We start from the raw sequence: 14,708 nt of genomic DNA on the forward strand, positions 1-14,708 counted from the left end.
GGAATTTTTTGAAAGGGGCTGTCTTACAGCCCCTCGTTCATATAGTTGGGTGAAAAAACAGAATTATTGTAATTGATTAGCTAGTTGTGCATCAGCTGCAGCAAGCATATCTTCCAGAGAGAGACTTCCGGTAATATAAGCATCCATCTGAGCCATTACAGCAGAATCAGCTTCGTAGGTATAGGAACCATAATTTACTTTAGGTATTTCTGCTGCCCATGAACTAAGATCCAGATATATTGCAGTATCTCCAAAGAACGGATCTGCCTGAGCATAAGCATCACCCTCAAAGGCTGGAAGATAAGAGCCCATAGCACCATTTTCTATCAAAATTTCTTGATAGAACTCTGTATTGGAACCATAAACTGATTTCATGAAATCTATAGCTACATCTTTGTTAGGGCTGTCATTTAATACATACCAGCTTGAACCGCCTAAATTGGAAGCATTTTTAGAAGCACTGTTGTTTAAGCGAGGTACTGGTGCTATGTTCCACAAACCACTCTGATCAGCACCGGATTTAACAGAACCTACAATCCATACACCTGTTGTAATACTTGCAGCTTCGCCTGAATTGATTGAACCGACCCATTCGTCCCAACCACTGGTAGGTTTAGCAATATCTGCTTCAACTATCTTTTTATATGTCTCTATTGCTTCTTTGATTACATCACTTGAAGTTATTATGGAATTTCCTGCTCCATCAAAATACCATTCGCCAGCAGACTGCATCATTATACGCATAAGTCCACCGTCACTTCTTTCAAATCCAAGCATAGAAACACCGGTTTTCTCTTTAACTTCAGTACCTATTTCTATAAATCTATCCCATGTAATATTCTGGAGATCGTCGCCTGAAAAACCAGCTTCCTCTAGAATATCTGTGCGATAGAACATGCCTGCTACACCAGAATCAAAAGGTATACCGTACATTCTGCCATCTAGTTTAAGGATTTCATTTTTGTAAGCAGCAAATTCAGAAAAATCAAAATCATCAGTTACATCCGCAAAGGATCCTGGATAAGATGTCAGATATTTCTGTGCATTATAATCTTCAATCAAAACAATATCCGGTAATCCTTCTGTTGTTTTCGAAGCCAATGTAGTATGTAATTTTTGTTCAACATCAGCTTTTGCCAGCTCCATTACTTCAAAAGATACATTATCGTTGTCAGCTTTATAAATATCAGCAGCTCGATTCATTATACTGATATTAAATGATGGATCCCAAGCCCATACAGTTAAAGTAATAGGATCTTGATTATCTGTGCCTCCTTCTGATGTTTCATCTGTACCGCCTGCTTCAGCAGATTTTGTGGTAGTTGTTTCTGGAGAACTTTCTCCACCACAGGCAAATAGACTTAAAACTAGTGCCATAGTCAATAACAGGACAATAAATTTTTTCATAATTCAACCTCCGTTTAGTGATGGTATTGTGCAAACCACCCAACTTTATTAAGTAAAAATTACCATTGTTTAAGATTGTTGTCAATAATCATTTTACTAAAAAACACTTTTTTGTTTACTGTTGTTTACCATCTGGTTTTATAGTAAACTTTACCCTTAATAATTAAATACTTTACTTAACTATTTGTGACTTCTTTGTTTTGCTATACATATTTACAATTAAATGTCTGGTATACTGTATTACAAACTAAAGATTTTGCAGAAATATTTTTAATTAAGAGGTTAAATTATGGCAACAATACGAGATATTGCCAAAGCGGCAAAAGTAAGTCCTACCACTGTTTCACGAGTGCTTAATCATGATCCCAGCATTAATGTTAATACTGAGACAAGACTTAGAATTTTTGAAATAGCAGATGAACTAGAATATGTTCCTATGAAAATGAGAAAGGATAACAACCTCGATCTTTCCTCTGTAAAAAAAAGATTGAACTTTGCAATAGCAGATTGGTACACAGAATCTAATCTTGCCGAGGATCCTTACTATTTATATCTGCTCACGGCAGTTGAAAAGGCCTGCTCAGAAAACAATATCAACTCTTTCCGATTGATAAATGTAGACGGGGTTTATAAAGCTACCGTAGACTTCGAAGCCGACGGATTAATCGCTATTGGCAGATTTAGTTTAAAAGATGTCGAAATATTAAAGCAGTTTTCTAACAATATTGTTTTTCTGGATTCCTCACCTGACGATGAACTATATGATTCAGTACTAGTCAATATAAAATTGGGAACATTACAGGCATTACAGCATTTATATGATTTAGGACACAGGCGTATTGGCTTTGTCGGCGGCAATGTGGTAGGCGATCGCAAAGACAAATCAATCGATGATCGTAAAATCGCCTACAGTAATTTTATGAAATCACATGGAATTTTTGATGAAAGTCTTATTTTTGAAGGAACAAGAATAACATTCAGCGAAGGCAATCGTATGGCTCATCAAATGTTGAATACATTGGAAGAATTGCCAACAGCTTTATTTATAGCTAATGACACAATGGCAATAGGTGTAATGGGTGTTTTAAGCAATATCGGTATAAAGATACCTTCACAAATGAGTCTGGTTGGTTTCAATAATATTGCTGCAATCAAGCATCTGTCTCCTCCCCTGACCAGCATAAGTATTCCTATAAATAAGATCGCAAAATGTGCAATAGAAACCTTAAAAATGAACTATGAAGGAGAGAAAAACATTCCCTATAAGATATATATACCCACAAGTCTCAAAATCAGAAGCAGTACAGGGAAAGTAATGGAAGAATCGCATTAATAATATACCATACACTTCACACAGCGTTCACACAGAAGCGATATACTCATTTTAGAAGAATTTGTTGCATAATAGTTTTATCAAGATAAAGCAATGAATTTAATCAAGAAACTAAATTCTCAACATGCAGAGCATGTTTAAATGAGGTTTATATGGCACATATTTTAGTAGTGGACGATGAAATTAATATCAGAAAACTAATTCGCAAATATGCAGAATTTTATGAATATAGGGTTACGGAAGCCTCGAATGGCATTGAAGCAGTAAATCTTTGCCGGGAAAATGATTATGATGCCATTGTAATGGACATTATGATGCCAGAGCTTGATGGCTTTTCTGCAGCCTGCGAAATACTGAAACACAAGAACTTTCCAGTCCTGATGCTCTCTGCAAGAGGAGAAGAATACGACAAAATACATGGATTCGAACTGGGAATAGAAGATTACGTAGTTAAGCCTTTCTCTCCACGCGAATTAATGTTACGCCTGAATGTTCTTATTTCCCGTAACACTAATCAGAAAAAAGTTGCTGAGACAAGAGATGTCTGGCAGCATTCTGGACTTGTTATAGATTTCACTGCTCATCGTGTCATAGTTGATAATCAACCTGTTGATTTAACACCCAAGGCCTGTGATCTTTTACTATTTTTGGTGAAAAACCGCAATATAGCACTTAGCAGAGATAAATTAATATCCGAAGTATGGGGCTATGATTTTGATGGCGATGATCGTACTTTAGATACCCACATAAAAATGATTCGCAATAGCCTTGGTCCATATCGTGATTTCATTTCTACATTGCGCGGTCTGGGATATCGTTTTGATAGTGGAGTGTAGTCATTATGCTTAGTAAAGCCAATAAAAATCTTCCCAGATTGAAAGGTTTTTTTTCAAAATTTAAAAGTAAAAATACCAGTATAAAATGGAAGCTTTTTTACTCCTTTATTTTATTTTCACTGATACTTCTTATGCTGCTCTGGTTTTTCCAAACAGTTTTTCTTGAAACTTTTTATCAGGCAGTTAAAGCATCTTCAATCAAAAAAACTGCCGAAGCTATCGCAGAGAATATAGATCATCCAAATTTACAAACACTGGTGGACAGATTGAGCGAGGACAATGATACACATATCAGCATAGTAGGTGAAAATGGCAAACAGCTAATAATGCAGACATCAACACGCACGAGCCAGATTCAACCTTTATTTTTCGAGGAGTTTTTCTTTTTTTTCAACAAAGCCGAATCTGAAGGTGGTTCTTATCTGGAACAGTTCACGCAAAATGATGCAGACCGCAATTTAACAGTCGATAATGATTCCTCGGAAAATACGGCAAATATTTTTGTGCCTGAACAGTTTCAGGGACAGCTGCCTTTTAGAGAAAAAACACCTACCGATCAAATTTCTTATGCTTTGCTTGTACAAAACGAAGCCGGCAATACCGTAATGATTCTTGCAAAAGCCAGGCTCTCTCCTGTAAGCAGCACAATAAGCACATTAAGATTACAGCTGATAATTGTTTCTGCAGCTATGATTATGCTTTCTCTGATACTGGCACTTTTGCAATCTAAGCGTATTGCCAGACCAATTGAAAAGATAAATATCAGATCCCGGGAATTGGCAGCAGGAAATTATAATGTGACCTTTGAAGCAGAGGGATATAAAGAAATTACTCAGCTATCCCGAACATTAAATCAAATGACACGTGATCTTGAACAAGTTGAAAATTTACGAAAAGATCTTATTGCCAATGTGTCTCACGATCTTCGTACGCCATTAACTATGATAAGAGGTTATGCTGAGGTAATGCGTGATCTGCCAGGAGAAAATAATGCAAATAACATTCAAATAATTATTGAGGAGACTTCCAGATTAACCGAACTGGTTAACGATCTGCTTGATTTATCCAAATTGCAGTCAGGAAAACAAAAATTGGACTGTGAGATTTTCTGTTTAAGTGACATATTAACTTCTTTATCAGAAAGTTACCGGCAACTTTGTGCTCATAAAGGTTATAAAATAGAGACAAACATTGAGCCTAAGCTTTTTGTAAATGCTGACAGAAGGCGTATGGAGCAGGTCATATCAAATCTTATGAGCAACGCGCTGAACTATACCGGCTCTGACCTTTCTGTTTCGGTAAAAGCCTGCAAAAATCACATAAATAATACTGTAAGGGTAGAAATAAGAGATACCGGCAAAGGCATATCAAAAGATCAAATAAATCATATCTGGGAACGCTATTACCGTAGTGAAAACAGCAATGTTCGTGAGGTCAGCGGTTCTGGTCTGGGTTTATCAATAGTTCGGCAAATTCTTGAACATCATAATTCGTCTTATGGCATTGACAGACCACCGGAAGGTGGAAGTATTTTCTGGTTTGAAATGCCTCTAATAAAAAAACCTTAAATTTCAGATAGTTTTCACATAACATCATAAGAGTTACACATCACAGTATTATTCTTAAATCAGAAAAGATGAAAGGAATGATTTACTGTGGCATGTGATGTTTTTAACAGATATGAACAAAAATATCTTGTTGATGCAGAATTTAAAATGAGAATTTGCGAATTTTTATCTCAAAAAATGATTGCAGATGCATGTAATCCTGAAGGGCAAACTTATTCTATAAATAATATCTATTTTGATGATAAAGATTTCACTTTAATCAGGAAAAGTTTATCCAAGCCTCTTTATAAGGAAAAATTAAGATTAAGATCTTATGGTATTCCTGATAATCAGGAGTACGTTTATCTCGAAATAAAGAAAAAATTCAAAGGAAAAGTTAATAAAAGAAGAACCAAAATAAAACTTGGTGATGCCTATAAGATGCTTGCCTCTGAAGGAAGAGAAATACCTCTTGACTACAGATGCAATCAACTTGTACTTGAAGAAATACAATTTCTGTTACAGCGCTATCTGCTTGTACCTGCATGGTATATTTCATATGACCGATTAGCATTCGCTGCTGCCGACAAATCCGGATTGCGTATTTCGCTGGATTGTAATATACGTTGGAGAAATAAAAATCTTGATCTTAGATCTGGAGATTATGGATATAGTCTTATTGGCGAAAATCAATGGCTAATGGAAATAAAAACACCTGATACCATTCCTTTATGGCTTTCAGATTTTTTATCTGCAAATAAAATATATCCCATAAGATTCTCAAAGTATGGCAAATCTTTTCTCCAGGAAGCCAATAATAATCCCTATATATCTGTTCCTGCTTCAGTAAGATTTTCGGAGACTGGTTCAAGCAGCACTTCCGATATATCAGGCTATTCCAATTCAAAATATCAAATTAAAAATACCATATATTAAGGAGTTATAAAAAATGTTTGATTCAATATTTGCCTCTACACAAACAACCGATGCGGTAACCCCTACACAACTTATTCTGTCTCTTCTATCGGCTTTTGCAATCGGGCTTTTTCTGGCATATATATATCAGAAAACTAATCGAGGTCGAAGTAACAATCAAGGCTTTGCACTCACATTAGCAGTACTTCCGGCAATTTTGGCAATTATAATTCTTCTAATCGGAAGTAATGTCGCAAGAGCATTCAGTCTTGCCGGCGCATTTTCCATAATCAGATTCAGAAGTGCACCTGGTGATCCAAGGGATATTGCCCAGGTCTTGTTCGCACTTGCAGTAGGTCTTGCTTGCGGCATGGGCTATATTGCCTACGCAGTATTATTTGCAGTAATAGTAAGTATTGTCATGTTGATTTTAAGTGCTACCCACTTTGGGCAAGGATCCGGTTCTCCCAGACATCTTATAAAAATAATGGTACCCGAGGATGTTAGTTATGCCGACTCTCTCGAACCAATAATCAGTCAGTATACAGACAATGCAGAGCTAATAAAAATTAAAACTGTAGAATTAGGAAGTTTATATGAAATAACATATCGTATAACACTGGCACAAAATGCAGATCCAAGAAGTATGATAGATCAGCTTCGCTGTCATAACAGCAATCTCAGCATATCTCTGAATGTAGACAGTACCGCTGAAATTCTCGCTAGCTGAGTAGCGGAGGATAAAATAGACCGGCTATAAAAAGTCGATGCCAAAGGAGAGTCTATAATATGTTTAACAAAAAAAACAAAGGGATATTTTTAGGATTAATCGGTTTCGTTATAGTTTGTATGACAATCAGCGGGTTACTTGTTTTTATGGCTATGAGGGACACTAGTGCAGGTACAGAAGAAAATACTGCAGAGAATATTTCTGGTCAATTAGATTCAGATTCTAACAATAGCCAAGAACTAACCACTATAACTTCATCAGAAGCTACGGAATTAAGTAGCGAACAAATCCTATCATGGGCAGAATTTATTCCGGAAGTACAATGGCTGACAGAAGATAATAATAACAGCTGGGATGAAAATTCTTCAACCACAATAATACTGAATAAAAATAGTATTACTGTTAATGGTTCAGGAGCTGCATCTAACGGAGCAACAGTTACGATTTCGGAAAGCGGCACCTATGTCATAAGCGGGAGTATTGAAAATGGACAAATACTAGTAGATGCCGATGATAATAGTTTGATTTTTCTCGTATTAAATAATGCTGAAATAAGCAACTCTCAATCGGCTCCTGTCTACATAAAAAACGCAGGAAAAACTGTAATAATAGCAAACAGTGGCAGCACTAATAAAATTAATGATTTGCGTGCTTATACCGAAAGTGAAAATTACACATCAAGCGAAAGCGAATCTGACACATCGGGAGAAGATGACACTAATATCGACGCCGCAATATTCAGCAAGGATGATTTATCTATTACAGGAACAGGAATAATAGAAATTACAACCGAATGGGCCAAAGGAATAAGTGGTCGTGACAATCTTTTAATCAGTAATGTCAATATAGTAATAGACTCGGCAGATGATGGTATTCGCGGCAAAGATTTACTAGCATTGGATAATACGAATATCAGCATTGAAAGTGGTGGCGATGGCATACGCAGCAATAACTCAACGGACGAAACCTTGGGACATATTATTATTACTTCTTGCTCTATCAACATCATTTCAGAACAAGACGGTATTCAGGCACTTGGACAGCTTGTCATTGAAAACAGCGAAATAGAAATATATACAGCCGATGGCAGCAGCCAGGCTTTATCTGAAAGACAAACAAATCCACAAAGTGGAGAATTTGGTGATAGAGGTCAAAATCCCGGCAGAATGCAAGGTGCTAGTCCTGAAGATCAAGCAGGAAATTTCCCGGAAAATATGAATCCGCGAAACAATGATCAAACCGGAGAGTTTATGCCTGAAGATATTTCGAGAGATGTTCAGGAAAACGGGGCAAATTTAGACAATACAAACCTCCCAAGTAGTAGTGATGATTCTACCTTAAGCACTAAAGGCTTAAAATCGAACATTGCCGTTAAAATCACGAATGGAATTATCACGGTAGATTCAGCTGATGATTCTATTCATTCTGACGGCATCATCACGATAGAAAACAGCAATTTAGATCTTTCTACAGGAGACGACGGTATACATGCAGATTTGAAAATAATCATCAATAGCGGAACAATTCTCATTAGAGAATCATACGAAGGAATTGAAAGCAAAGAAATCATAATTAATGGTGGAGACATAAATATTACCGCCAGCGACGATGGCATAAATGTAGCCGGCAGTCAGGATAGCTCGACATTCGGCGGAAGACCAGGGCAGATGAATACGAATGTCTCAGATGACCAAAGACTTGAAATCAATGGTGGAACAATAGTAGTAGACGCTCAGGGAGACGGTATTGACGTTAATGGATCTGCCTATATGACAGGTGGAACAGTAATAGTTTACGGACCATCTTCAAACAATGAAGGAGCACTTGACTACGATGGCAATTTCACTTTGACAGGAGGAACCTTATTAGCTGTTGGTAGTTCAGGTATGGCTCAATCAGTAAGCAGCAGCAGTCAGCAAGTATTGTCATTTACAACCAATATCGCTGCAGAAACAGAGTTAATAATATATGATAGTAATGGCAAAGAAATGATATCTTTTAGCTCACCGCGACAGTTCAGCTCCGTTATTTACACTTCACCAGAATTAATTTCCGGCGATACATACGAAATATATTCTGAAGGTGTTAAATTAGGAGAAATAAATATTTGAGAATTGACAAGCCTTTTTAACAGTGCTAAGATAACAGTGTTATCTTAGCACTTTACGAGGTATTTATGTCAAAAAACAATTTGTCAACAAAAGATAAAATCCTAAATAGTGCAAGGGAAGAATTTCTTGAGCACGGTTTTGCCAAAGCTTCTCTCAGAACTATTTCTGCAAAAGCTGGCGTCACAACAGGAGCCTTGTATAAGCATTTTAAGGACAAAACAGATTTATTTGATCAACTTGTTTCACCGTGTTTTAATAAATTTATCGAAATGTATGATACAGCTGCAGAAAGCTTTATGAATCAGTTAGATGATAAGGGAATTGACTGGACCTCTTCTGAGCAAAATCTCATATGCTGGGTAGAGTACATGTATGAAAATCTACAGGTCTTTAAACTACTGCTTACGGCAGCAGAAAAAACCTCCTATGAAGATTTTGTACATATGATGGTTGATATGGAAGTAGAAACAACTCTGCAATATATGGAAGCGGCCAGATCAAAGGGATACGAAATAAACAAGGTCGGTCGCGAAGAGCTACACCTGCTTGTAAGTGCCCAGTTTTCAGTTCTTTTTGAAATGGTACTCCATAATATGCCAAAAGAAAAAGCTCTAACTCTTACTAGCAAATTATACCGCTTTTTTGAAGCTGGCTGGAGGGAAATTTTTATCCAATAAGTCCTTTTTCTGATCAAAAATCGGAAAGAGGATTTATTTCACACTCAAGTTAGCCACAGCTAACCAATGTAATAGGATATATATAAAATGAAAAGGAGTTGAAATAATTATCATGAAAAAAAAAATCAATCCCTAAAACAGGAATGGCAAGATTATTAGAACTTGCTGCCACAAAGAAATCTCTTGTAATCTGCTCCGGAATATTATCGGCGCTTGCCTCAATTATTAGTTTTGTACCGTATATAGCTATCTATTTTATCGTTCAGGAAATCTTACGCTCGATCTCTCTTGTAGAAACTATAAACGGTGCTCTAATGATTAAATATGGCTGGGTTGCTTTTGCAGGTGTCGTTGGTAATGTAATTTTGTATTTTGGAGCACTCACATGTTCGCACATGGCAGCATTCGGCACGCTTTATGAGTTGAAAGTAAATTTTGCAACGCATCTTGCCAAAGTTCCTCTCGGCTTTCACGTCATGATCGGAAGCGGCAAATTAAGAAAAATAACTGATGAAAACATTGAAAAAATTGAAGGTTTTATTGCTCATCAACTACCAGATATTGTTGCAGCTTGTGTTGCACCAATTGTAATGGTAATTATTCTTCTCACTGTAGATTGGCGATTTGGTCTTGCCTCAATGTTAGGAGTTCTGATTGCTTTTATAATTCAGCTTTCTGTCTACGGCAATGAAGGATCTAAAAAAATGATGCTGAAATACCAATCGGCTTTAGAAGATATGAATAATGCTTCTGTAGAATATGTTAGAGGCATTACGGTCGTGAAAGCGTTTAAACAAACTGTATATTCATTTCGCCGTTTGCATGACACTATCAAAGCTTATACTTCAATGGTAATTCCTTATACACTTGCCTGGGAAAATTCATTTTCTGCTTTTGTAATGTTGGTTAATAATATTTATCTTTTCGTAGTTCCAGCAGGGATTATTATTGGAATGAACACGTCTGATTATAGCCAGTTTGCAGCAACATTTATTTTTTACCTGATTTTTGTTCAATCTGTTTCTTCAATACTGATGAAAGTAATGTATGTTAATGGCAATGCTATGAAAATAATAGGCGGGGTTGAAGCAATGGATGCCGTACTTTCTGAACCGGAGCTAAAACAACCTGCAATCCCTGAAAAAGTTTCCAGCCACAATATTGAATTAGAGAATGTTACTTTTGTCTATGATGAAAATACAGAAAACGAAGCATTATCCGGAGTATCATTTATTGCAAATCAAGGAGAAATTACTGCTATAGTAGGACCTTCCGGAGGTGGCAAAAGCACAATAGCTCATTTAATACCAAGATTTTTTGATGTCAGATCCGGAAGTATAAAAATCGGAGGTGTAGATATCCGAAATATGGATACACACTACTTAATGGATCAGGTAAGTTTTGTTTTTCAGGACGTTTTTCTTTTCAAACAAAGTGTAATCGATAATATTAAAATGGGAAATCAGCAGGCAACGGATTCTCAGGTTATCGAGGCTGCTAAATTTGCTCAATGCCATGACTTTATTATGAAATTGCCAAATGGGTACAATACAATAATCGGTACCAGAGGGGTACACCTTTCAGGAGGCGAAAAGCAAAGACTTGCTATAGCCAGGGCAATAATTAAAGATGCTCCGATCATTGTACTTGATGAAGCAACAGCTTTTGCTGATCCTGAGAATGAACATCTTATACAAAAAGCTTTTGAAAAATTAATGCAAGATAAAACAGTTATATTAATTGCACATCGTTTGTCCACTGTAAGTAGTGCAGACAAAATTATTGTCATCGACGAGGGGAAAGTAATCGAAGAAGGAACTCATGAAAGCCTACTCGAGAAAAAGAATAAATATTATGTCATGTGGACAACGTACATGGATACAGTCAGCTGGACTATGACAAAAAACAGTATAGATACAAGGGAGGTTTTTGAAAATGCCTAGACTACAATCTGCTTTTATGCTAACAGATAAAGGTTATAAAGACATAAAAAAAGCTATAGCCGCCTGTACTTTAAGTAATTTTTCCATGATGCTGCCTTTTGGTGTCATGATTCAGATAATTATTATTATAATAAAACCGCTATCTGGTGAAGAAATAGTATGGAATCATCTTTGGCTTCTTTTTGGAGCTGGCATTTTATCAGCCCTACTGGTTTTTCTGTTTTTAAAAAATGATTATAAAAAAACGTATGTCACATCCTATAAGGAAAGTGAAAATGCAAGGGTTACTATAGCTGAACATATCAGAAAATTACCTATGAGTTTTTTTAACTCTAAGGATCTTTCAGAAATAACCACTAATTTAATGGAAGATGTTGCAACCGGAGAACACGTTCTGAGTCATGTTGTGCCTCAAATTATTGCTAATGCTATTTCGATTACAGTAATTTGTCTGATGATGTCTTTTTTCGATTGGCGAATGGCTTTTGCCGTATTTATAACTGTGCCTGTAGCTTTCACTATTATATTTGTTAGCCGCAAATTTTACGGCAGATTACATAAAAAACATATTGATGCCAAGCTCGCAGCATCTGGACAGGTGCAGGAATATATTGAAGGAATAAAAGTAATCAGAGCCTGCAACCTTGATGGCGAAAAATTCAATGCGCTGGAAAATGCTTTAAAAACCATGAAAAAACTGGCAATTTCTATGGAATTTGGTACTGGGGTTTTTGTAACGGGTGCACAGGTAATTCTACAGTCCGGAATAGGTCTTACAATATTTGTAGGAACAACCTTATTAACGGGTGGTAAAATAGAAGTTATTCCTATGCTTATGTTTGTCTTAATTGTTGTAAGAATATATGGACCCATACTCACCGAGCTTGCCTTATTACCTGAATTTCTATATCACAGATTAGCTGTTCGACGCATGAAAACACTTATGGAAGTAAAACCAATGGAAGGAAAAGACGAAACCAAAATAACTGATTTCAATATCAGATTTGAAAATGTTAGTTTTCAGTATAACGAAAATGGAGAAGAAGCTATAAAAAATGTTTCTTGCAAGATACCTGCAGACAGTATAACTGCTCTGGTGGGACCTTCAGGAAGCGGAAAAAGTACAATTTCAAGATTAATCGCCAGATTCTGGGATGTTAATAACGGGAAAATTACAATTGGGAACACGGATATAAGAAAACTGGATCCAGAACACCTCATGAGTTATATGAGTTTTGTTTTTCAGGATGTAGTTTTGTTTAACGATAGTATTTACAATAACATACGAATAGGCAATATGAATGCCTCTCATGAAGAAGTTATTGCAGCTGCCAAGGCAGCCCGTTGCGACGAGTTTGCAGAACGTCTGCCAACCGGTTATGACACAATTCTGGGCGAGAACGGAGCTACATTATCAGGAGGCGAAAGGCAGCGGCTTTCAATAGCAAGAGCTTTATTAAAAAATGCACCAATCGTTATTCTTGACGAGGCAACAGCATCACTTGATCCGGAAAGTGAATCCTCCATTCAAAAAGCGATTGGCAAATTAATAGCAGGCAAAACTGTAATAGTTATTGCACATCGTCTGCGCACTATTAAAAATGCCGATAAAATAATTGTGCTTGATCAAGGTAAAATAGTTGAACAAGGTACGCATAATGATCTGCTTAATATGCAAGGTCTTTATCACAAACTTTTTACTATTCAGCAAGAAAGTCATGGTTGGTCGGTAAAGCCTGGCTAATAGAAAAATTAATCTGTTTTTCTGTTAATATTTCTTTTATCGGAAATACTTATTCTAAAAATAATCAAGCCGCAGACAGCCAGCAAACTGAACATATAATATACTGAACTAACTCCGCCTGTCTGTGCTAAAATTCCACCAAAAAAATTCCCGACAATACCAGAAAGGCCAAAACCAACCGAAATAGCAAGGGTAATTGCTGTTGATTGCATTTCATCAGGAGTAATAAGACTAATATAAAAAAGCACCGCCGGTAAATACAGTCCAAAAGATAAGGCTTGCAGCGATTGAACGGCAATTACCCAACCAAGATTAGGAGCAAGAACGCTTAAAAGCATCCTCAAAGCGGCAAAAACAAAAGCCACCGTAAGAAGAGACTCCACTTTATATCGCCTTAGGAACCTGGTTGAGTTAAACATAATCGGTACTTCACTGGCAGCAGTTACAAAAGAACTCATACCAAGATGCACCGAAGTACCCCCATGCTCGGTTATAAGCATAGGTTGAAAAGTACCTATAATTACCATACTGAATCCGTGAAGAATCATACAAACAAGTAATACCATATATTTTTTTATCTGCAGCAACTCTTGTACCGTCTTAAAGAAAGAACGTTGACCTTTCTGGCGCTTAGTAACTTTGACATTATCAAGCAGTAAGGCTGCAATAACACATAGTGCAGCCAAGACACCATGAACCCAGAAAAGTTTATCTAAACCGGCTGCATCATAAAAACGTCCCGCTATAAGTGCTACTGTAGCATATGCCAGGGATGCCACGCCTCTTGTCACACCATAATTAAGATATGGGTGTTTATTTCTAAGACGCATTCCCCAGCTATCTATTAGACTTCCCATCCCTTTTTCTGAAATGCCAAGTGTCAGAAGTGATACAATCGCCAACGGGTAAATAGCAACTGTTGCATCCAATGTAAATGCAAGAGGAATACTTGCTGTCATCAGAACAGCAACGATTATTTTTACAGGAATATAAAAATCTGCAATATATCCTGTAAGAGTAGGCGCAATTATTCCCACAGCAGAAAGAATTGTCATAACAATACCTATTCTGAATTCTGAGTAACCATTACTTTCCAGATAAAGCACTAAAAAAGCATGAAAAGAACAGATAGCTGCCATGTATAAGCTTTGGACAGCACCATAATAAAAATTTACCCTTCTGCTATTCTTTTTTTGCTCAGGTGTCAAAGGCAGATCATCATTTATACCAATAGTGTCTGTTCTGAATCTGCCAATAATTCTGCTGAATAAAGTCATTGATGATATCTCCACACTATCTCTATTGTACTTTCGAGATTTTATACCATTCTTTAAAATATGAGCAAAACACATTTAACATCACAAAATAACATGAGAGCATATGCTATCAGTTTCCACTTGATTAAGCAATATGTCAATTAGGAGAAAAAGACTATTGACATCTTATTCAATATGCTGTATGGTTA

At 36.6% G+C, this 14,708-nt stretch carries 11 protein-coding genes; 9 read left to right on the top strand and 2 right to left on the bottom strand.

Going from position 1 to position 14,708, the window contains the following annotated elements; all coding sequences use genetic code 11:
- Positions 1–63: 63 nt before the first annotated feature.
- Positions 64–1,407 (bottom strand): ABC transporter substrate-binding protein, encoded by a 1,344-nt coding sequence (locus AC0KSB_RS03525; RefSeq protein ID WP_472306784.1) that lies wholly within the window; start codon positions 1,405–1,407, stop codon positions 64–66.
- Positions 1,408–1,696: 289 nt separating this feature from the next.
- On the opposite strand from AC0KSB_RS03525, the gene AC0KSB_RS03530 reads away from it, so the two are divergent.
- The 9 genes from AC0KSB_RS03530 (at position 1,697) to AC0KSB_RS03570 (ending at position 13,243) form a co-directional block, all read left to right on the top strand.
- A complete protein-coding gene (locus tag AC0KSB_RS03530) occupies positions 1,697–2,740 on the top strand; it encodes a LacI family DNA-binding transcriptional regulator (RefSeq protein ID WP_472306786.1) in 1,044 nt (347 codons plus the stop codon).
- Between the two features lie 152 nt (positions 2,741–2,892).
- Complete coding sequence (locus AC0KSB_RS03535; RefSeq protein ID WP_472306788.1) at positions 2,893–3,576, top strand: response regulator transcription factor; 684 nt, start codon at positions 2,893–2,895, stop codon at positions 3,574–3,576.
- A 5-nt stretch (positions 3,577–3,581) separates the two neighbouring features.
- Complete coding sequence (locus tag AC0KSB_RS03540; RefSeq protein WP_472306790.1) at positions 3,582–5,144, top strand: sensor histidine kinase; 1,563 nt, start codon at positions 3,582–3,584, stop codon at positions 5,142–5,144.
- 87 nt (positions 5,145–5,231) lie between these two features.
- Positions 5,232–6,059, top strand: a complete 828-nt coding sequence (locus tag AC0KSB_RS03545) for a VTC domain-containing protein (RefSeq protein ID WP_472306792.1) — start codon at positions 5,232–5,234, stop codon at positions 6,057–6,059.
- A 13-nt stretch (positions 6,060–6,072) separates the two neighbouring features.
- Positions 6,073–6,768, top strand: a complete 696-nt coding sequence (locus AC0KSB_RS03550) for a DUF4956 domain-containing protein (protein WP_472306794.1) — start codon at positions 6,073–6,075, stop codon at positions 6,766–6,768.
- Between the two features lie 59 nt (positions 6,769–6,827).
- Complete coding sequence (locus AC0KSB_RS03555) at positions 6,828–8,879, top strand: carbohydrate-binding domain-containing protein (protein WP_472306796.1); 2,052 nt, start codon at positions 6,828–6,830, stop codon at positions 8,877–8,879.
- Between the two features lie 65 nt (positions 8,880–8,944).
- Positions 8,945–9,556 (top strand): TetR/AcrR family transcriptional regulator, encoded by a 612-nt coding sequence (locus tag AC0KSB_RS03560; RefSeq protein ID WP_472306798.1) that lies wholly within the window; start codon positions 8,945–8,947, stop codon positions 9,554–9,556.
- A gap of 143 nt (positions 9,557–9,699) precedes the next feature.
- The gene (locus AC0KSB_RS03565) at positions 9,700–11,499 is read left to right on the top strand and encodes an ABC transporter ATP-binding protein (RefSeq protein WP_472306800.1); all 1,800 of its coding nucleotides are present in this window, start codon (positions 9,700–9,702) and stop codon (positions 11,497–11,499) included.
- Positions 11,492–13,243 (top strand): ABC transporter ATP-binding protein, encoded by a 1,752-nt coding sequence (locus AC0KSB_RS03570; RefSeq protein ID WP_472306802.1) that lies wholly within the window; start codon positions 11,492–11,494, stop codon positions 13,241–13,243. The genes AC0KSB_RS03565 and AC0KSB_RS03570 overlap by 8 nt, the downstream gene beginning before the upstream one ends.
- Positions 13,244–13,251: 8 nt before the next feature.
- On the opposite strand, the gene AC0KSB_RS03575 is transcribed toward AC0KSB_RS03570, so the two are convergent.
- The gene (locus AC0KSB_RS03575) at positions 13,252–14,520 is read right to left on the bottom strand and encodes an MFS transporter (protein ID WP_472306804.1); all 1,269 of its coding nucleotides are present in this window, start codon (positions 14,518–14,520) and stop codon (positions 13,252–13,254) included.
- Positions 14,521–14,708: the final 188 nt, after the last annotated feature.

It is taken from the genome of Ercella succinigenes (genome assembly GCF_900002895.1).